The sequence below is a fragment of the Enterococcus rivorum genome (assembly GCF_001742285.1).
GTDB classification, from domain to species: Bacteria; Bacillota; Bacilli; order Lactobacillales; family Enterococcaceae; genus Enterococcus_L; species Enterococcus_L rivorum.
The window spans coordinates 150,915-170,343 of record NZ_MIEK01000001.1 but is presented as its reverse complement, the minus strand read 5'-3'; the positions used below and the strand labels follow the sequence as shown (position 1 = coordinate 170,343).

General features: G+C 36.0%; 18 protein-coding genes and 1 riboswitch. Of the genes, 12 read left to right on the top strand and 6 right to left on the bottom strand.

The genetic code is table 11. The features are described from left to right. Nucleotide 1: 1 nt before the first annotated feature. Entirely contained in the window at nucleotides 2–1,618 is a 1,617-nt protein-coding gene (locus BCR26_RS00745) for an ABC transporter permease subunit (RefSeq protein ID WP_069697038.1), read from the bottom strand. A 93-nt stretch (nucleotides 1,619–1,711) separates the two neighbouring features. Then, nucleotides 1,712–1,883: riboswitch (Lysine riboswitch) on the bottom strand. A 139-nt stretch (nucleotides 1,884–2,022) separates the two neighbouring features. After that, nucleotides 2,023–2,322 (bottom strand): hypothetical protein, encoded by a 300-nt coding sequence (locus BCR26_RS00740; RefSeq protein ID WP_069697037.1) that lies wholly within the window; start codon nucleotides 2,320–2,322, stop codon nucleotides 2,023–2,025. A 355-nt stretch (nucleotides 2,323–2,677) separates the two neighbouring features. Here BCR26_RS00740 and BCR26_RS00735 point away from each other — a divergent pair, with 355 nt between their 5' ends. After that, nucleotides 2,678–3,484 (top strand): helix-turn-helix domain-containing protein, encoded by an 807-nt coding sequence (locus BCR26_RS00735; protein ID WP_069697036.1) that lies wholly within the window; start codon nucleotides 2,678–2,680, stop codon nucleotides 3,482–3,484. A gap of 211 nt (nucleotides 3,485–3,695) precedes the next feature. Here the strand turns inward: BCR26_RS00735 and BCR26_RS00730 are convergent, their stop codons facing one another. Then, nucleotides 3,696–4,502 carry a class A sortase gene (locus BCR26_RS00730; RefSeq protein ID WP_084386973.1) on the bottom strand — a complete coding sequence of 269 codons (807 nt, stop codon included), beginning with the start codon at nucleotides 4,500–4,502 and terminating at the stop codon, nucleotides 3,696–3,698. 176 nt (nucleotides 4,503–4,678) lie between these two features. Here BCR26_RS00730 and BCR26_RS00725 point away from each other — a divergent pair, with 176 nt between their 5' ends. The 7 genes from BCR26_RS00725 (at nucleotide 4,679) to BCR26_RS00695 (ending at nucleotide 11,336) form a co-directional block, all read left to right on the top strand. Then, nucleotides 4,679–5,068, top strand: a complete 390-nt coding sequence (locus BCR26_RS00725; RefSeq protein WP_069697035.1) for a PTS sugar transporter subunit IIB — start codon at nucleotides 4,679–4,681, stop codon at nucleotides 5,066–5,068. 92 nt (nucleotides 5,069–5,160) lie between these two features. Further along, a complete protein-coding gene (locus BCR26_RS19070; RefSeq protein ID WP_084386972.1) occupies nucleotides 5,161–5,763 on the top strand; it encodes a TetR/AcrR family transcriptional regulator in 603 nt (200 codons plus the stop codon). Nucleotides 5,764–6,157: 394 nt separating this feature from the next. Further along, on the top strand, nucleotides 6,158–7,501 hold the full coding sequence (locus BCR26_RS00715; RefSeq protein WP_245341805.1) for an aldehyde dehydrogenase family protein: 1,344 nt from the start codon (nucleotides 6,158–6,160) through the stop codon (nucleotides 7,499–7,501). 24 nt (nucleotides 7,502–7,525) lie between these two features. Then, entirely contained in the window at nucleotides 7,526–8,434 is a 909-nt protein-coding gene (locus tag BCR26_RS00710) for a phosphate acyltransferase (protein WP_069697034.1), read from the top strand. 7 nt (nucleotides 8,435–8,441) lie between these two features. Next, nucleotides 8,442–9,506 (top strand): butyrate kinase, encoded by a 1,065-nt coding sequence (gene buk, locus BCR26_RS00705; RefSeq protein WP_069697033.1) that lies wholly within the window; start codon nucleotides 8,442–8,444, stop codon nucleotides 9,504–9,506. Between the two features lie 19 nt (nucleotides 9,507–9,525). Further along, a complete protein-coding gene (locus BCR26_RS00700) occupies nucleotides 9,526–10,644 on the top strand; it encodes an NAD(P)-dependent alcohol dehydrogenase (protein WP_069697032.1) in 1,119 nt (372 codons plus the stop codon). Between the two features lie 20 nt (nucleotides 10,645–10,664). Further along, complete coding sequence (locus BCR26_RS00695; protein ID WP_069697031.1) at nucleotides 10,665–11,336, top strand: hypothetical protein; 672 nt, start codon at nucleotides 10,665–10,667, stop codon at nucleotides 11,334–11,336. A gap of 218 nt (nucleotides 11,337–11,554) precedes the next feature. Here BCR26_RS00695 and BCR26_RS00690 read toward each other — a convergent pair whose 3' ends face one another. From BCR26_RS00690 to BCR26_RS00680, 3 genes are all read right to left on the bottom strand, one after another. Beyond that, nucleotides 11,555–12,625 carry an alpha/beta fold hydrolase gene (locus BCR26_RS00690; RefSeq protein WP_209591797.1) on the bottom strand — a complete coding sequence of 357 codons (1,071 nt, stop codon included), beginning with the start codon at nucleotides 12,623–12,625 and terminating at the stop codon, nucleotides 11,555–11,557. A gap of 21 nt (nucleotides 12,626–12,646) precedes the next feature. Beyond that, complete coding sequence (locus tag BCR26_RS00685; RefSeq protein WP_069697030.1) at nucleotides 12,647–13,309, bottom strand: TetR/AcrR family transcriptional regulator; 663 nt, start codon at nucleotides 13,307–13,309, stop codon at nucleotides 12,647–12,649. Between the two features lie 166 nt (nucleotides 13,310–13,475). Beyond that, entirely contained in the window at nucleotides 13,476–13,865 is a 390-nt protein-coding gene (locus tag BCR26_RS00680; protein ID WP_069697139.1) for a PaaI family thioesterase, read from the bottom strand. 180 nt (nucleotides 13,866–14,045) lie between these two features. Between BCR26_RS00680 and menB the strand changes: the two genes are divergently transcribed. From menB to menD, 4 genes are read left to right on the top strand one after another with little or no spacing between them, the layout of a single operon-like run. Beyond that, entirely contained in the window at nucleotides 14,046–14,861 is an 816-nt protein-coding gene (gene menB, locus BCR26_RS00675) for a 1,4-dihydroxy-2-naphthoyl-CoA synthase (protein ID WP_069697029.1), read from the top strand. An 11-nt stretch (nucleotides 14,862–14,872) separates the two neighbouring features. Beyond that, nucleotides 14,873–16,342, top strand: a complete 1,470-nt coding sequence (locus BCR26_RS00670; RefSeq protein WP_069697028.1) for an o-succinylbenzoate--CoA ligase — start codon at nucleotides 14,873–14,875, stop codon at nucleotides 16,340–16,342. Beyond that, nucleotides 16,339–17,715: an isochorismate synthase gene (locus BCR26_RS00665; RefSeq protein WP_069697027.1), complete on the top strand. Its 1,377-nt coding sequence runs from the start codon at nucleotides 16,339–16,341 to the stop codon at nucleotides 17,713–17,715. Before BCR26_RS00670 ends, BCR26_RS00665 begins: the two co-directional genes overlap by 4 nt. Beyond that, nucleotides 17,708–19,429, top strand: a complete 1,722-nt coding sequence (gene menD / locus BCR26_RS00660; RefSeq protein ID WP_069697026.1) for a 2-succinyl-5-enolpyruvyl-6-hydroxy-3-cyclohexene-1-carboxylic-acid synthase — start codon at nucleotides 17,708–17,710, stop codon at nucleotides 19,427–19,429. The genes BCR26_RS00665 and menD overlap by 8 nt, the downstream gene beginning before the upstream one ends.

Below are 19,429 nucleotides of genomic sequence, written 5' to 3'. Positions count from 1 at the left end.
CCTATTCCTTTTCTGCTTTTTTAGGTTGTTGTACTTGCATTTGATTTGCATAAGGAACGTAGTCTTTTGGTCCATCCATCCGTTTTTCTAAGGTACGTAAAATTCTTGTTACGGTAAAGGTCATAATAAAGTAAATGACGCAAATAATGAAATACGTTGGGAAAAATTGATAGGTTGCACCAGCAGCGGATTTCCCTTGGAAGAACAACTCAGAAACAGAAATAATACTCAATACAGAGGTATCTTTAATGTTGATAACAAATTCATTTCCTGTTGCAGGCATAATATTGCGAATCACTTGCGGTAAAATAACTTTTCTCATGGTTTGTCCGTGAGTCATTCCAATCGCTTGAGCGGCTTCAAATTGACCAGAATCAACAGAGAAAATACCTCCACGAACAATTTCTGACATATAAGCACCAGTATTAATCGAAACAATGAAGAGAGCTGCTGCTGTTCTATTCATGTCAAAACCAAAGGCTTGAGCAGAACCGTAATAGATAACTGCGGCTTGAACAATCATTGGTGTTCCTCTGAAGATTTCGATATATGCAGAAAGTAAGCCATTAAATACTTTAAATAATCCACGTTTAATTGGCGTTTCTGGTTCTGGAACAGTTCGATACATCCCAATCATCAATCCGATGAATGTTCCAATAATGGTTCCTGTTAAGGCTAGGAATAGGGTCATTCCTGATCCACGAAGGAACATTGGCCCATATTGTTTTAAAATATTTACAAGAACATTATTACTTTTTTGAGTATCAGAATCATCTTCTGATGTTGTAGTTGCAGCAGGTTGATCTTTAATCGCTTGATCCATAATTTTAGTACGTTCTTCTGTTGAAATCCCAGCTAATATAGTGTTGATTTGTTGTAAATTCGGATCACCTTTTCGTAAACCGATTGCAATGGCCGTATCTTCAGGACTCGTTTGGAAGCCATTTTCTTTAGAGAATTCAATCATTTTAAAGGCTGGGTTGACTCCTTCGGCAGTAACAGCTTCTGGTCGCTCTGTAACATAGCCGTCAATAGTACCTGATTCTAAAGCCACACGCATGGCAGGAAAGTTATCCATTGCAGGTTGCTTTTTAACATCAGGGATTTGATCGACCATATCATAGTGAAAAGTGTTTAATTGACCTGTAATTTTTGCACCAGAAAAATCTTTTAGACTTGTGGCTTTTGCAAAAATACTATCAGCGCGAACCAAAATAACTAAGTTTGATTCATAATAGACATCTGTAAAGTCTACTTCTTTTTTCCGTTCAGCAGTTGGAGACATGCCAGCAATGATGGCATCAATTTTTCCAGAAGTTAGAGCGGGTGGCAAACCATCCCATTCTGTTTTGACAATCACTAGTTTTTTATTTAACTTTTCAGCTACGATTTTAGCAATTTGTACATCATAACCACCAGCGAATTCTTTGTCTCCTTGAATTTGTACGGCGCCATTAGAGTTGTCGTTTTGGGTCCAGTTAAAAGGAGCATAACCAGCTTCCATTCCTACACGAAAATCTCCGTTTGTCGTTTCGTCAGCATAACTAGTAGCTGGATTAGAAATAAATCCAATGATTATAGCCATTAGTATACTAAATGAAAATATTTTTTTCTTCATCTTATTCTTCCTCTCTAGGTACAATTGTTCTTTAGAATGCAAAAAAACAACCAAACAGATGTAAGGTTGCTAAGTATCGTTATTTATTCCTCAACAAAACATAGCACAACTTAGCATCACTACTAAGACAGTCCGCAAATTATTCACTTGCGTCCCAACACACAACAGAAAGGCTGTTATGCATTTCGGCGATTTTTCCTAAGCTTGTTTCAATGTGTCCTTTCACTCCACAAGGGTAATAAAAATCGCAACCTCTACCTCAATTTGAGGTACTATTCAGTTATCAGTTTCAAGTGTAAATTGTACGTTATTTTTGAATGAAAGTCAATGTTTAGTAAGTTTCCTAAAAAAAAGAAACAGTGTAAAACACCTAAAAAAGGCTGTTTTATTCTGTTTCTAAATGATTAAGCTTGTGGAGCAGTCTTAGGTTCGCGACCTAGGATTGCTTGTAAAATTGTTAACACACCATATGAAGCCAAGATTGTATAAATTAAGCTTGAATATGTTGTGATATTGAAGTCCCATGTTTTATAAATAACTAAAATAATCGCTAAAACAATACCGGCAAGAACATTAAAAAAGGCAAATGCCCATAAGTTTCCATTTTCCTTGCGAGAAAGATAGAAGACTGAAAATCCAATGCTGATTACACCCCAAGCAATGCAGACTAAAATTGCTGCCCAATAAATAATAAATGCTACCATCCTATTTCACCTCACTTTTATACAGTAGTATTTTACCATGTTCTGTTTCGTTTGTCATGAAAAGGAGGAAGAGAATGAGAAGCTTTTAACTAATTTTTTTCTTGTTGGAAAAGTAGAAATTTGCTGCAAAATTTATTTTATAGTGGATAGAAAAGATATTTATAAAAAGTAGAAACAGTAATTAGTAAGAAAAAATTGAAAACACTTATAAAGTAGGAGGGATTCAAAAGGACTTGAAACCTTGCTATAGCAATATGCTTAGAAAATAAGCGCCCGTTTTTGCCACTTGCTTATTTTCTTTTCTAGTAAAAATGGTAGACTAAATCTAAACTTGGAATTAGGAGAGAGAATAATAATGATCTTAGGAGAACAACTAAAAGTGAATCGTCAACAGTTGAAAATGACGCAGCAAGAGTTGGCAGAAAAAATGCATGTTTCAAGACAAACGATTTCGAATTGGGAGGTCGGGCGTAGCTACCCTGACATTGAGAGTTTGATTCTACTAAGTGATCTATTTTCGATATCTCTAGATAAACTATTAAAAGGAGATAGAGAGATGATTACAAGTTTAAAGAAAAAAAGCAAAATGGAAATATTTTATCGTATTTTAATGGGAACTCTGTTATTAAGTGGGGTTATTAACATAATCGTTGATTTAGCTGTGAATAAAAAATTATATTGGTCACCAATTGTTTTAGTTTCAGAACTGTTAGTAGGTATTTTTTTCAGTATCATTTTCTTAGCTAAAAAAGAAAGATTGCTAAAAAGCTGGTTAAGTGTGACGGTCTTGTTGCTTCCGATACAATGGATGATTCAAAATTCAGTAACGAAAGGACAGTGGGTCTCAGAGTATGGGGTAAAATTGAGTGCTATTTGGCTCATGTATTCATGGCTGTTAATTCTTTTATGGCGCTTTACAAAAATCAGAATTTGGTGGTTATTAACAATCGCAGGGTTATTAGGTTTAGTAGGAAATTATTTCACTTTATTATCCACAGGAACTGTGGACAGTTTGCCAACTTATTTTTCTAATTTTATAGCGAATGGATTATCGGTTAGTATTGTGACAATCATCTTTTCTATATTGGCAATTGCAAATGTAGGAAATAATAAAATAGATGAGTGGTTGTTTACAAATGTAAGAAATAATGGTTCAAACTAATTTTGTTGTTAAAAAACTAGCGAGAAAAAAGAGTGAGACAGAAGTCGTTTTGGGGCGATAAATTGGAGCGAAAAGCGCACCATACGCTTTATGGATTGAGTGATTTTCGGGAAAATTCCGCAGACCCAAGCTTTTGTCCACCATTTAATTGGATTTAGAGGATGAAACAAAACTGATTTTTAGTTTTGTCTCATCCTCTTATTTTTTATTTCTAATTCAAATCATTCCGTTCCATTTGGAAAGCGGAAAGCATGTCGTTGGTTGCTTTATTTAGTGGTGTGACAGAATCGAGTTCGCCTTGGATAACTTCACGGGTAACCGCATTAAAATCCCCACAGGTCACCATAGTAATGAGTTTCTTTCCAGGAATATCTTCGATTAACTCAGTCTGCTCAGGAGGAACTACCTCTTTAAAGGTGGTTTTATACGTGTAGATATTGACAAGGTCAGTGATATAAATGATGTCACCAATTTCCATTTTGTCCATTGGGGTAAACAATAGAGACGGATCGTAGCAGCGATGGCTGGCTAGGGCGTAATTACCTTTCCCCATCTCTTGATCAGCTTTCATTGTACCGGCACCTGAAAGCAGCACATCATTGCCTACACCTTTAAATATTGGTAAATTAATACCTACTCGAGGAACAGAAATTCCACCAATAACTGGTAAAACAGTATTGCTTAACTGTGCTCGAATCACAGCGTCAGTGCTTACCGATTCAGCATCTGAAAAGTCAAAGGTAGCATCGGCAGACTCTTTATTTTTTTGAATTGTTTCAGAGGTAATATTTGCAACAGAGTATTTTTGTCCACTCCAGTGAATCAATGCATTCTTTATTTGGTTATTAAAGATTAAAGCCAAACCGGCTAAAAGCAACAATAGTAAGAAAATATTAATGAGCCAATTTTTTACTCTTGATTTTTTCTTTTTTGGTGTTGGTCTTTTTTTCTTACTTTTTCTATTTTGATTTGATTTTTTTTTAGAAGAAGGCTTTCTTTTTTTTTCTTTTGTTTCCATGGATTCCCTCCTAGTTGTTAATATTTTACCATAGATGTGATTGTTTTTAAGGCTTGTTTGTATCGATTTAAGAATTATTTACTTATTTTATGTTAGTGGTATGCATAATCAAGACAAACTGGTATGATTTACTACATAGGAAAGTCTAATTTAGCTAATAGAGGGTGAATACTGAAATGTTGATTTATATTTGTTGTGCTGGAGGCATGACATCTAGTATGTTTTGTCAAAAAATAGCAAAATCTGCTGATCCAGAAACCGTTTATTTTGGTAGCTTACAGCAAGTTATTGACGAGTATGATTTATTGCATCAAACATATCGTATTATTGTAGCATATGGCGGTGAAAGTAAGATTAACTTGCACAATATTGAGCCTATTTTTAAACCATATGTAGATTATGTGTTAGTTTGTCCACAAGTTCGCTTTAAAACTCCTATTTTAAGAAAGATGTTAACTCCAGTAGGGATCCCTTGTGAAGATATTGAGATGAGAACATTTGGTAGAATGGACGGTAAGAAGGCGTTGGATGATATTTTAGCTCTGGCACAAAATTTAGAGCGTTGAATGAAGGAAGAGAAACCTTCTACTTGCTAAGGAAAACCATTATCTTTATGATAATAGTATGAGGAAATTTTATTAGATGTGGGGTAATTGAAATGATGGAGAGTAACGGGAAACGAGAAAGTAGCAACTTAACCAAAAAAGGAATCTTTGTGGCAGCTTTTGATAATTTCTATCAAGTTGGGTTTTCAAATGCGTCGTTGGAAAAAATATCGAAGGATGCAAATGTAAGCCGTGGAGCAACTTACTGGCATTTTAAAAATAAAAAAGATCTTTATGAACAAACCGTAAAGCATATTTTGAATGAAATTTATAAAAAGAAGGAAGTAATCTACCAGAATTCAGCGCTGAACTTTAAAGAAAAAGCAGTTGAAATTATTTGGTTACCTCATGAAAATAAGCAAGAGTTTCGCTTTTTGCAACAAGCGGATGTAACCATAGCATTAAATAAGGAGTTTGAAGAGCTAGAAGCTTTGATTAGTCAAGCAAGATTAGATTTGTACGATTTTTTTAAAAAAGGAATTGAAGCGCTTCAAAGGGAGAGTCCTCGTTTACAATGTTTTCCCTCTAAAGATTTAGCGAATTTATTATATTCATACTTTGAAGGAATGTACAGTAGCTATCCCCCGCAAGAAATTACAGAAAATTATACAAAAGATGGCATAAGAAATTGTTTGTCTGCAATATTTGATAAATAGTGAAATAAGAGAATAAGTCAAAAGATGGATGGGAGACCCAACTAATCTTTTGGCTATTTTTTTGCCAAATACAGTAGATACTAAGAGAAATTTTTTTAAATAGCGGTTTAAATATTCATTTCTCAAGATGAGATTGACAAACAGTAAAAAAAGATTTACTATACATACAAGGATGTATGTTTGTGAAATTACTTATATTATTTTTTTATGGAAGCGCTTATATTTCGTTTGTGTTTTCAGGAGATTGAATAATTCATTTATAAATAGTTGGTTGTTTTTTTCACAATTTTTCTAGGATTGCCAAAACTAGTAATTACTTTTTCAACATATAAAACCAATAATTAACGTTTAGCAAACGTTGAAAATAAAAAGAGGTTGAAAGGAGCAAAAAGAGATGTTGAGTATCGAGGAAAAGGTCGCAGCAGCTAGGAAAGCAATGGAGGAAATTGAAGGATACAGTCAAGAACAAGTGGATAAGATGCTATATGTAATGTCAAAAACAATTTTCGATCATGCAGAAGAATTGGCAAAAGAAGCAGTAGACGAAACAGGTTTAGGAAATGTTTCTCATAAAATTGGAAAAAATCAAAACATGGCTACAAATATTTTTGCTGATCTTAAAGGGCAAAAATCAGTTGGTGTGATTCATCGTAACGAAGCAGAAGGGTTAATTGAAATTGCTCATCCAGTTGGCGTCATTGGTTCTGTAACCCCTACTACGAATCCTACGATTACACCATTAGGAAATGGCTTAATGGCATTAAAAGGGAAAAATGCGATGATTGTTTCACCTCATCCCAGAGCTAAAAAAACGACTACCCACACGATTGAAATGATGCGTAATGCGTTAGCCAGTGTTGGAGCACCAAAAGATTTGTTGCAAGTGATTGAAGAACCAACGTTGGATCTTTCACAAAAACTAATGAGCCATTCAGATGTTGTAATTGCGACAGGTGGGCCAGGTTTGGTTAAAGCTGCCTATTCTAGTGGAAAACCAGCTTATGGCGTAGGGCCAGGTAATGTTCAAGTGATTTTAGACGATGATTTTGATGTTGATGTGGCTGCAGAATTAACAGTAATTGGACGTTCTTTTGATAATGGAATTGTTTGTGCGTGTCAACAAAGTTTAATTTATCCAAAGAGTAAAGAAGCGCTGGTCTTTGAGTCATTAAGAAAACAGGGAGCATTTGTTTCAGACAACGAAAAAGAAGTAACTGCAATTCGTGAAACGATTTTCCCGGAAGGAGTAACTAATCCTGAACTTATTGGCTTATCTGCAGCACAAATTGCTTCTGCGGCAGGGATTGAAGTCCCAGATGAAACGCCAATTTTAGCAGTTAAGGTTGAAACCTCAGGGAAAGACGAATTTCTTTGCAAAGAAAAAATGTCACCAGTACTGGTTTTAATTAGCTATCAGGAATTTGATGAGGGAGTTAAGCATGCTCGTAACAACTTACTAGTCGAAGGAGCAGGACACTCAGCAGGCATTTTTTCAATGAATGATGCACATATATTAGCCGTTGGAGAAAAATTATCAGTTAGTCGTGTAGTTGTTAATCAGCCAAGTATTGATGCTGGTGGAAGTCCAGAAAATGGGTTGAATCCAACGGTCTCTTTAGGCTGCGGTTCATGGGGAAACAACATCATTTCTGAAAATTTAACCTTCAAACATTTAATCAATATCTCCAGAATAGCTTACAAAACTGAATCTACACTCAAAGGATCTCCATGGGATTAATCTCAAAGAAAAGGAGAGAAAAAAATGAGGATTAAAAGATTTCAAGAGCTTTATGAAAACACTGCGTTTTCTCGAAAAATGAAATTAGGAATTGTTTGTGGCAATGATCAGGCAGCGTTAGAAAGTGTTTTTGATGAAAAAGTTCGCGAACATGTTTTTCCAATCTTGATTGGTTCTGAAAAAGAAACGAATTTTTTGCTTAATGAACTTGGCTTTAAAGATTTTAACTATGAATTAATGATAGCGGATACAGAAGAAGCGGCAGCGCAAATAGGTGCTGATTTGGCTAAACATGGGAAGATTGATTTTTTAATGAAAGGTCTGATTCATTCCAGAACCTTTTTAAAAGCAGTTGTGTCAAAAGAAAATGGCTTGGTAGAGAACTCACTTTTGAGTCATGTTGCAGTAAATGAATTACCAAGTTACCACAAGCTATTAATTACAACTGATGGAGGAATGGTGACTGAGCCAACTTATGAAGAAAAACGAATCCTGTTGTCTAATAGTTTACTAGTAGCTAAGGGGCTAGGAATTGAAAAACCTAAAGTAGGCGTTTTAGCAGCGGCAGAAGTAGTGAATCCAAAAGTGAAATCTTCAGTAGAAGCCGAAAGATTAATGAATGAAGTGACTAGTACTGCGCCAGAATCTTGTTGGATTGATGGACCGATTTCTTTAGATTTAGCTGTCAGCAAAGAAATTGCCAAGCTAAAGGAATACACAAGTCTCGTTGCTGGCGATGCAGATATCTTATTAGGACCAGATATTACCGCTATGAATCTCTTAGGTAAGTCAATAACAGTTTTTGCAAAAGGAAAAATGGCGGGGATAATTATAGGAGCAAAAGTTCCCATTATTATGAGTTCAAGAGGTTCCGATAAGGAAGAGAAAATGGCATCCATTTTATTAGCTGCTTGTGTTAGTGATGGAGGATAGATAACCGATGAAGATATTAGTGATAAATCCAGGTGCAACGTCAACCAAAATTGGTTTTTCAATAGACAATCAAATGATTGCAACAAAAAATTATGCACATCAATTAAAAGAACTACAACAATTTAATCATATTAATCAGCAAAAATTTTTTCGCTTAAAATGCGTTGAGGAGTTTATTACCGAGCAAGGAATTTCGCTGGATTCATTAGACGCAGTAGTTGGACGTGGCGGTATTTTACCTCCTGTAAAAGCAGGTGCTTATGAAGTAAATCAAGCGATGATGGACTATTTACTTTACGAAACGAAAGTGGAGCATGCGTCCAATTTAGGGGCTATCCTAGCCAGTGAAATCAAAAACAAGGCTGGTAAAGAAACAAGGGCATTTATTTACGACCCTGTCTCTGTGGACGAATTTCAAGAAGTTGCTCGTATTTCAGGTCTTAAAGGTGTTCCGAGAAGAAGTTTAGGTCATGCGTTAAATATGCGAGCAGTAGCGATGAAAGTAGCAACAGAAATTGGGGTAACTTATCAAGAAGCAACAATCATTGTCGCTCATTTAGGTGGTGGAAATAGCGTTAGTATCCATCATAAAGGGCAAATGATTGATTCCTACTCAGATGATGAGGGCCCGTTTTCAACAGAACGAACTGGTGGGCTACCAATAAAAGAAGTCATTCACCTGTGTTATTCTCACACCGAAAAAGAAATGATGACGCTCTATAAGAGAGCAGGGGGATTGCTATCTTACACAGGAACGAATGATGCTAGAGCAGTGGAAGACGAAATAAAAAAAGGAAATCGAGAGTTTGAGCTTGTTTTTCAGGCTTTGGCCTACCAAGTGAGCAAAGCAATTGGTAGTTTAGCAACAGTTGTTGATGGAAAAGTTAACAGAATTGTATTAACAGGTGGGTTGGCTCACTCTAGCTATTTGGCTGACTTTATTGAGAATAGCACCGAATTTATTGCTCCTTTGATTGTTGTAGCAGGAGAACATGAGATGGTCGCTTTATCAAATGGCATTTACCGTGTGTTAACAGGACAGGAAAAAATCAATCAGTTTCAGTTGGTTTGAAAAGAAAGGAGTACTACAAATGAAAATCAAAGCAGCATTCGTTGAAGAAAAAGGTGCACCCTATCAAATGAAAACATTGGAACTAGCAGAACCACAAGGCTTCGATATTCTAGTGAGGATGGTAGCTTCTGGACTTTGTCGTTCAGATTATGGGGAAAGAACAGGAAATAGTGTCGAATTTCCTAACGTTTTAGGTCACGAAGGTGCAGGAATTGTTGAAAAAGTTGGAGAGGCTGTAACGGAAGTAAAACCAGGAGATCATGTAATTTTATCTTATGGGTACTGTGGAAATTGTAAGCATTGTGCCGAAGGGCATCCGTCTTCTTGTACAGATTGGCTTGCAATTAATAACAAAGGAGTCAACAAAAGAGGAGATTATGTACTTCATACTGAAGAAGGAGAACCAGTAAATAATTTCTTCAACCAATCAGCCTTTTCAACTCATTGTCTAGTGGATGAAACCAATATTGTCAAAGTCGATAAAGAGATTGATTTGAGATTGTTGGGTCCATTAGGCTGTGGCTTAGGCACTGGAAGCGGAGCAGTATTTAGTGTCTTGAAACCAAAAGCAGCTAGTACAATTGCGATTTTTGGAACAGGTGCAGTAGGATTTGCGGCAATCATGGCTTCAAAAATAGTGGGATGTAAGACGATTATTGCTATTGATATTAATGAGAAGCGCTTAGAAGTAGCAAAAGAATGTGGAGCAACCCATGTCATTAATAGTAAAAATATAGATGCGGCAGATGAAATCATGAAAATCTCAGCGAATCAAGGGATGGATTACGTGATTGATACAACGGGTGTTCCTACTGTAATGACACAAGCTTTGCATTCAGTTACCAATAGTGGGACTTTTATTCCTTTAGCGGTAACGAAAAAAGATTTCCAATTGAATACATTCTTTGATCTAGTTTTTGGTAACAAAAAAATTGAAGGAGTGCTCATTGGTAACACTATTCCTAAAATTCATTTAGTCAATTTGATAGATTTTTATAAAAAAGGCCAGTTTCCATTTGACCGTTTTGTTAAATTTTATCCATTTGAAGACATCAATCAAGCAGAAGCAGATTCATTGACTGGCGAAGTAATCAAATCAGTTGTTGTCATAGATGACACATATCAGGCACCTAACTAAAAGAAAGCAAGGGTAAAACAATGAAAAAAGAGGATATTGCTTGGGGAACCATTTTATTGTTGTGTATTCTAATTTTTGTCGTACCTACCAGTCGAGAAATAGTGTTAGATGCTAGCGATAAGCATCCCTATATTGCTGGATTCATTAAGTTTGCAATTCTTGCAATGATGGGAGAATTATTAGGCAAAAGAATTGTGACTGGGCGTTACTCTTTTCCACCGAGTTTTATTTTTAGAATGGTAGTTTGGGGAATTATTGGACTGATGGTAACGTTGGTTTTCCAAGTGTATATGGGTGGCGCAGCGACTGCACAAGAAGTTGGAATCTTACCGTTTCTCGGCAGTAATATAGCACTGGCAATCTTTGGTAGTAGTATTATGAACTTGACTTTTGCACCAGTTATGAACACCTTTCATCGACTTTGTGATCTCTTCCTAGAAGTAAAAGTGGATAACAACTCACAAGAAAAAATCAGTTTATCTGTGCTTATTAAGAAAATTGATTGGGTTGAATTTGTTACATTTAACTGGCTGAAAGTTGGTATTTTCTTTTGGATTCCTGTTCATAGTATCATTTTCTTGTTACCAAATAATTTTCGTGTTGTTGCTGCAGCTTTTAGTTCTATCGCATTAGGGGTAATTTTAGCTTATGCAACAAAAAGAAATGAAATCCCAAGTGAGGAAATGGAGTAAAATAGTCGGTGATTTAGATTTCATATCTAGTGGAAGAGGTTATTTCTTTCCTAAAATTTATTAGAAGATAAAAATATTGGGATAAACGTTTAAATAAGTGAAATACCGCTAAATAAAGGAAGATAAATCCTTGATTTGGCGGTATTTCTATTTCTCTTTTTTTCAGTGAAAGCTTTGGTACAATGTTCCAGACTAACTTGTTTATGGATAAATATTTTTTACTGACAAGCTTGTTTAATAACTTTCATTGTTTCAATAAATTTTTCTCGTTCTTCGATAATTGGTGAATGCGCGGATTCTTCAAATGAGAAAAACTTTTTTTTAGGCGCTAGAATTTTTTCTGCATGGGATTTAGCTAGTTCGTATGATACTTGATAATCAAATTTTCCGTGGATAATGTAAATTGGAAGCTCGAAAGCAGTAGTTGTTTTTGCCAAATCATCTTTTAAAGTATAGTGAAAAAGAGTTTTTAAAGAGAACAGAGAACCACGCATATAATTGATTTTATCAATTAAGGTATACCCCTTAAAGAAAAAGATTTGTTTCATAACTTTTTTCATAGAAACATGTGTATGAGTAATTCCAATGCCATACTTGTTCATTAAAGAGCTTCTAATGGACATGATATACGGGAGTTCAGGGAATCGATTACTTGTGGAATCATAGTTAGAGAGAGCCTTAATTGCTTTTTTATCCTTAATCTTATGAGCATGTTCCCACATATAATGAAAAGCTAATTGTTCTGAAAGTCGTTGGTTACTTAATTGTCCCATACCAATGTAAGCAAAATAGTCATTAGGATATTTATTTACGACCTTTATTCCAAGATAGCTTCCCCAAGAATGCCCGATAATATAGATTTTCTCTTGATTGAATCGCTTTTTTAAATATTGGGTGATCTCATGAGTATCAGCGATTAGTTGTTCTAAAGTCATCGTTTCCACGGGAATTCCTGCTCTGGACATTCCTGATCCACGTTGATCCCAGTAACAAACAATAAACTCTTCTTCTAGTCTTCGGTCACCATCATTAGTAAAAACAAGAGGTAATTCTGGACTTCCTGGTCCACCATGTAAAAATAGTAGCACTGGATTTTCTTTTTTTTCTCCAAGGATAAAGGCTTGTTGCTTCACGCCACCAATCTCTAATTTCACTTTTTCAGAAATTGAATGGAGGATAGGTTTCCCTGTTTTATCTTTTAAAGGTTCTAACTTTCCAGGACTAATTATTATAAATAGTAGAACAACTAGACCGATAATTAAGCAAAGACTAATAATTGCAATCCACATATCATACCTCCTAATTCTTTTTTATTCATTTTTGAGAGCTTCTTTTGTTACAATTTGTTTGAATTTTTGAGTATCTGATTCATTAATTTTTAGAGTCTTTTTGATTAAATCAACGAAGGCATCAATTTTTCTAGAAATTAATTGTTCCTTTTCTAGATGTATTGATTTTTTTAGTGCCGCTATTTCGTTAAAAAGCATATCCCCGGCAAAAAATAATACACGAGCTGTTTCTTCTGGGAAATCAGTATGGAAAACTCCTTCTTGTATACCAAAATTAATAATTGATAGTAAATAGGGAATAGCGGAAAGAGTGTTGAATTCTTTGACTCTATATTGCACCAGCGTATTTTTTTGATTTTTTGTCAATGTTGAAAATTTGGTTGCAAATTCAGAGTGAGTAATGATTTCACTATCAAGGAAGATTTCCATTTTTTTAAAAGTGTCAGATGCTGCATTGAGTTTATTTTCAAATCCAACTAATTTTTCACTGAAAGCATATTCAATAACCGCATCTAAAATGGCTTCTTTAGAATCAAAATAGTGATACATTCCACCTTTAGACAATTGAGCTGACTTCATAATTGTACTGATTTTCGTCTGTTCATACCCGTTTTCGATAAATAAGTCTAAAGCAATTTTGATAATTTCCAATTTTTTAATTGGGAAATTATTGTTGGGCCTCATAGTTATGTACACCTCCATTAATTAACCGGGGTCGGTCTGTTAAAATATTATCACTTAAAAATTATACTGTCAATAGTCGGATATGAAAGTATTTAAAGAACGCTTTTCATTACGAGTCTTTTTGTTTGTCATTCAGCAAGAAAAATAAAAAACGAACCAAATGGAGTCAGTCCGTTTGGTTCGTTTTTGTGATTAATTGATTCATCAAAGTACAACGTCCAACGCTGATTAGATGATTTTTTTCGTCATAAATATCTGCTTTCCAAACTTGGATTGATCTCCCCACATGGTCTGGAGTTGCGATGACAATTAACTCACCAGATGAAACACTTTTCAAATGATTTACTTGCAAGTCCACCCCTACTGAGTAAGCTTCTTTAGGAGATAAGTGTTCATTAGCGCCCAAACTACAAGCTGTTTCAATTAAAACTCCATTTACTCCACCATGCATAATGCCATAAGGTTGCTTGTGACATTCTTCTATTTTCATTGATAAGGTAACTTTTTCTTGGCTTTTTGCTATTATTTGAATTTGAAGATACTCTAGTAGATTTATCAGAATCAACTTCTTTCTATCAATTTCTTTTAGCTGTATAGTTAGGGAAGGGAAATACGGTGTTTTTCTATGGCTATTATAACATGAATTGGAAAATAGTTAGAAATCGGACAAGATTCGTTCTAAATGACTACTTGTTGTGTATAATAGAAGCATTGAAAATACTTAGGAGGACTAATGATGAGAACATGGACAACCATAAAAGAATATGAAGAAATTATATTTGAACAAGAAGGAAATGTAGCGAAAATAACGATTAATCGACCTCATGTCCACAATGCGTTTACACCAAATACAGTATTTGAAATGATTGACGCTTTTACAATTTGTCGTAATAAAACAGATGTCGGGGTCATTATTTTAACTGGTGCTGGCGACAAAGCTTTTTGTTCCGGTGGCGATCAAAAAATCCGTGGGAATGGTGGATACGTTGGTTCAGACAATATTCCTCGTTTAAATGTGTTGGACTTACAACGCTTAATTCGCGTCATTCCTAAGCCAGTGATTGCGATGGTTAAAGGTTATTCAATCGGTGGAGGAAATGTTTTACAACTTGTTTGTGATTTAACGATCGCAGCAGACAACGCTCGTTTCGGTCAAACAGGTCCAAAAGTGGGAAGTTTTGATGGGGGATATGGTTCAGGGTATTTAGCTCGAGTGATTGGACACAAAAAAGCCAAAGAAGTTTGGTTCTTGTGCAAGCAATATTCGGCAGAAGAAGCGTTAGAAATGGGCTGGATCAATACGGTGGTACCTTTAGAAGAAGTAGAGAATGTAACAATGGAATGGGCCCATGAAATTTTGAAAAATAGTCCGATTGCATTGCGTATGATAAAAGCGTCTTTAAATGCTGACACAGATGGGTTAGCTGGTGTTCAACAATTGGCTGGAGATGCAACGTTACTTTACTACACAATGGAAGAAGCTAAAGAAGGTCGTGACGCCTTTAAAGAAAAACGCGATCCTGATTTCGATCAATTTCCTAAATTTCCGTAAGGGTGAAAAAGATGACTAGTTGGTTCCAACAACAAGTAGCAAAACAACCTGAAAAAATCGCTTTTTACTGGCAAGATGAACAATGGACGTTTGCCGAAATTAACACTGAGGTTCAAAAATGGCAATCTATGTATGCGGCAGTTCTTCCAATTAAAGAAAAAAGAATCGCATTATTTAGTCAAAATTCAAAAGAAATGTATTTTACGATTCTGGCCTTATGGGAACTGGGCAAAGAGCTTGTATTGCTAAACACTCATTTAACTCAAAAAGAGCTTCACTATCAGCTTAAGGACGCAGGGGTAAGACAAGTCATTGTTTCTCCTATGAAACTAAAATTATTCAATTCCTTCGAGGAAATTCAAGCGATTCCTATGTCACTTGCAACTGAAATAGATGTTTCAAGCAATACCGAGAGAGAGTCATATAAATTGATGTCCGTTGCGTCAATTATGTATACTTCTGGGACTACAGGTAATCCTAAAGGGGTTTTACAGCTTTTTGAAAATCATTTGGCGAGCGCTATAGCTACTCAAGAGAATATGAAAGTAACAGAAACTGATTGCTGGTTATGTGGGGTTCCTCTATTTCATATTAGTGGTTTGTCGATTATTTTGCGCCAATTGGTTTTAGGCTGTAGTGTTCGCTTATACGAAAAATTTAATGCTCAACAAGTAACGAATGACCTAGTTTTAGGCAAAGGAAGCATTGTTTCAGTTGTTACAGTCATGCTGGAAGAATTATTGGCTCTCTATCCAAAAGAAGGCTATGCGCCAGGTTTTAGAACCATGCTATTAGGCGGTGGGCCCGTTTCTTTAGCGACTTTAAACCAGTGTAAAAAATTGAATGTTCCGATTATTCAATCTTACGGGATGACAGAGACTTGTTCACAAGTTATTGCTTTAAGTAGTGCCGACAGTATGGAAAAAATTGGTTCGGCAGGAAAACCTTTGTTAGGAATTGAACTAAAAATAGTTAACAATGAGGAGCAAATGCTTCCATCCAATGAAGTGGGAGAAATTCTTCTTCGTGGAAAAAATATTGTTCATCACTATATCGGTGAAGACCGTCAGCTTTTTGGAAAAAGGACAACAGATGGTTGGTTTTCAACGGGCGACTTAGGCTATTTGGATAAAGACGGGTATCTTTATATTGTTAGCCGTTTAAGTGAACTGATTATTTCTGGGGGAGAGAATATTTATCCAGCAGAAGTAGAACAAGCTTTACAAAATATTTCAGGAGTGAAAGAGGTCGCTGTAATTGGCGAACCTGATAAAAAATGGGGAACTGTTCCAGTGGCTTATCTTGTTAGGGGAGCCAACGTAACTGAAGCCGAAATTCAGCAAAAAGTTAGTCAGTCTATAGCAAAATATAAAGTACCGAAAAGAATTTATTTTTGCCATTCTTTACCAAGAACTGCCAGTGGCAAATTAGCGAAGCATCGATTAGTAACTAAAGAAAGGACGGCTTTTTTAGAGCAATGAGCATTCCTAAAGAGATAATAAAAGCATATCAAAAAGGATACAGAAAATTTAGTTGGGTATCTCGGTTAAAAGAAAAAAAGGGAGATATATCTTCTTGTTTTGAGAAAAGTAGAAGTCGTTTTTACGGCGAACGATTTTACTGGGAAACACCTGAAAAGGATCTAATTTTAATAGGATTTGGAAAAGAGCTGGAAATAACTAGAGAACAAGCATCTTTTACAAACTTGAAAACAATTACTGTCATTGAAAGAGAAGAACGTTATCAAAATCAAGTGGTTGCAGGAGCAGGAGCTGTATTTTTCGGTGGTTTTCCTTTTGACGGTACCAATCAAAGGGCTAGTCAGTGGAACGAAATGGCGCAAGGGCTGTTCTATCTCCCAACCTTTATGTTGACTGTGAATCAGACTGAGCAGTACTTAACGTTAAATTTTTCAGCTGAAACAGAAGCAGAACTAGATGAGAAATGGCAAGCTCTTCAACAAATCTGGCGAGAAGTGACCAATCAGCCAGCAGCTAAAACTAAAACTGCAGACAACGTACTTGCGACTGAAGAAATGGGTGTTTCAGATTGGTTAGGGTTAGTAGCTAAAACGGTTGAAAAAATAAAAGAAGTGGGTCCGTTAGAAAAAGTGGTTCTGGCCAGACAAATGAAAGTGCAACAAACGCAACCATTTCAAGCGGAAGAAATCTTGAAAAATTTACGAAAGCAACAAAATAATACGTACTTCTTTGTCTTAGAATCTGGAAAAAATGTGTTTATTGGTGCCACACCCGAGCGTTTATTAGCAGCTTCAAAGGAAGAATTCTCGACAGCCTGTGTCGCTGGTTCAATCCCAAGAGGAAAAACTTTAGCAGAAGATGAAGCGTTAGGGAACGATCTACTAAGAGATGAAAAAAATCGTCAAGAGCATCAAATCGTTGTCAATCGAATGATTACCGAACTAAAAAAAATGACAAATGCTCCTATTCTAGAACAACAGCCTCAGTTAATGAAAAATAGGGATATTCAGCATTTATTCATCTCGATTAAAGTAGCAAGACAAGTAGGAATCTCTTTTCTTGATGGGGTGAAGGCTCTTCACCCTACCCCTGCTTTAGGTGGCGAACCAAAAGAGCTTGCATTAGATTGGATTAAAGCAAATGAATTGATGAATAGAGGCTTATATGGTGCACCCATTGGCTGGATCTCAGTTAAAGAAGATATTGGGGAGTTTGCTGTAGGGATTCGCTCAGCCTTTTTTACTGGAAATGAAGGCTATTTGTACGCAGGTTGTGGGATTGTAAAAGATTCTCAGCCAGATTTGGAACGAGAAGAGACCAAAGTAAAATTTAAACCAATGTTAAGAGGGATAGGTGGAAAAAGTGATGTCTGATAAGCAAAGTGCAATGACCGATTATTTACAATCATTTATCGCAGGTTTAATCAATAGCGGTGTTCAAAAAGCAGTCATTAGTCCAGGCTCTCGCTCCACTCCGTTAGCATTGCTTCTTCATAGAAATGAAAAAATCCAAACGTATATTGAAGTAGACGAACGATCTGCTGGTTTTTTTGCTTTAGGATTAAGTAAAGTCAGCCAACAACCAGTTGTTTTACTGTGTACTTCAGGTACCGCCGCCGCAAATTATTATCCTGCGATTTGCGAAGCGAAAGCTAGCTATGTTCCTTTAGTTGTTTTGACGACTGACCGTCCTCATGAATTAAGACAAGTTGGTGCACCGCAAGCAATGGATCAGTTACAGTTATTTCAGCAACAAGTTAAATTGTTTGTGGAAATGGCGCTTCCGGAAAATACTCCACAGCTATTAGATTATGCTTATTGGCAAGGAATTAAAACAGGCAATACCGCGCAACAAACGCCAAAAGGACCGGTTCATTTGAACTTTCCTTTAAGAGAACCGTTACTTCCTAAACAATCAGAAGTCAGTTTACCATCTAGACTGACAGAGATAATTAGTGGTGAAAATCAACTGACCGATCAGCAAGTAAAAGAAATAGTGACTTCTTGGCATGGAAAACGTGGTGTTCTAATAGTTGGTGGAGAACACCAGCCAGAAGAAGCAACATCATTCGTCCAGTTAGCAGAAAAACTACAATGGCCAATCATAGGGGACCCCTTAGATAATTTAACGGCTGAAACGGATAGTTTGTTGGTAATGAATCATATCGATCTATTTATCGATAAAGTACTAGAAAAAGCAACCCCTGAAATTGTGGTTCGTTTTGGCAAATTACCACTGTCAAAAAATCTGATGCTTTGGCTTCAACAGCTAGATCCAAAAGAAACTCGTACTTATTTTATTGATGAAACAGGAGAATGGCTAGATCAACTGAAACAAGGTCAAATAATTATACAGGCAGAAGAAAAACAACTTGTGAAACAATTAATCAATTTTGCTCCTAAACACCTGCCGGCAAAGTGGAGTGAAGATTGGATTAACTGGCAGCAAGCAGTAGAAATGACTTTGTCTGAAATTACTGAATTAGCATCTTTAAATGAAATTTCAGCAAGTAGAGTGCTGCACCAAAAAATGGCTAAAAATGGTCAATTATTTATTTCTAATAGTAACGCCATTCGTTTTATCGATCGTTATGCTGATAAAGTGAATGCCGGTTATCGTGTATATGGTAATCGGGGAATCAATGGGATTGATGGGATTGTCTCAACGGCGTTAGGGATGTGCGCAGTCCAACCAGAAGTTCAAAATGTCTTATTGATTGGCGATTTAGCGTTGTATCATGACATGAACGGTCTACTACTAGCAAAAAGGTACCACTTCCCCCTAACGATTGTCTTGTTAAATAATAACGGTGGGGGCATTTTTTCCTTTTTGTCTCAACGACAATTAGACGAAGAAGAGTTTGAACTTCTTTTTGGGACACCTATTGATTTAGATTTTTCTCAGGTAGCGGAACTTTATGGAGCTGCTTATGCAAAAGTAGAAAGCTTAGAGCAATTGGCAAGTAGATTGGAAATTACCCAAAAGCAACCTCAGTTTCAAATTATTGAAGTCGTTGGCAATCGTCAAGAAAATGTAATATTACAAGAGAAAGTCCAAGCGTCAATCACAAAAAAATTAAGGGGCTAA

Bases quoted from the DNA above. Each gene is read 5' to 3' on its own strand.
- BCR26_RS19070 (WP_084386972.1), top strand. From the start codon at position 5,161: ATGATGGAGAGTAACGGGAAACGAGAAAGTAGCAACTTAACCAAAAAA.
- BCR26_RS00745 (WP_069697038.1), bottom strand. From the start codon at position 1,618: ATGAAGAAAAAAATATTTTCATTTAGTATACTAATGGCTATAATCATT.
- BCR26_RS00710 (WP_069697034.1), top strand. From the start codon at position 7,526: ATGAGGATTAAAAGATTTCAAGAGCTTTATGAAAACACTGCGTTTTCT.
- BCR26_RS00725 (WP_069697035.1), top strand. From the start codon at position 4,679: ATGTTGATTTATATTTGTTGTGCTGGAGGCATGACATCTAGTATGTTT.
- menB (WP_069697029.1), top strand. From the start codon at position 14,046: ATGAGAACATGGACAACCATAAAAGAATATGAAGAAATTATATTTGAA.
- BCR26_RS00735 (WP_069697036.1), top strand. From the start codon at position 2,678: ATGATCTTAGGAGAACAACTAAAAGTGAATCGTCAACAGTTGAAAATG.
- menD (WP_069697026.1), top strand. From the start codon at position 17,708: ATGTCTGATAAGCAAAGTGCAATGACCGATTATTTACAATCATTTATC.
- BCR26_RS00670 (WP_069697028.1), top strand. From the start codon at position 14,873: ATGACTAGTTGGTTCCAACAACAAGTAGCAAAACAACCTGAAAAAATC.
- BCR26_RS00715 (WP_245341805.1), top strand. From the start codon at position 6,158: ATGTTGAGTATCGAGGAAAAGGTCGCAGCAGCTAGGAAAGCAATGGAG.
- BCR26_RS00700 (WP_069697032.1), top strand. From the start codon at position 9,526: ATGAAAATCAAAGCAGCATTCGTTGAAGAAAAAGGTGCACCCTATCAA.
- BCR26_RS00690 (WP_209591797.1), bottom strand. From the start codon at position 12,625: ATGTGGATTGCAATTATTAGTCTTTGCTTAATTATCGGTCTAGTTGTT.
- BCR26_RS00685 (WP_069697030.1), bottom strand. From the start codon at position 13,309: ATGAGGCCCAACAATAATTTCCCAATTAAAAAATTGGAAATTATCAAA.
- BCR26_RS00730 (WP_084386973.1), bottom strand. From the start codon at position 4,502: ATGGAAACAAAAGAAAAAAAAAGAAAGCCTTCTTCTAAAAAAAAATCA.
- buk (WP_069697033.1), top strand. From the start codon at position 8,442: ATGAAGATATTAGTGATAAATCCAGGTGCAACGTCAACCAAAATTGGT.
- BCR26_RS00695 (WP_069697031.1), top strand. From the start codon at position 10,665: ATGAAAAAAGAGGATATTGCTTGGGGAACCATTTTATTGTTGTGTATT.
- BCR26_RS00665 (WP_069697027.1), top strand. From the start codon at position 16,339: ATGAGCATTCCTAAAGAGATAATAAAAGCATATCAAAAAGGATACAGA.
- BCR26_RS00740 (WP_069697037.1), bottom strand. From the start codon at position 2,322: ATGGTAGCATTTATTATTTATTGGGCAGCAATTTTAGTCTGCATTGCT.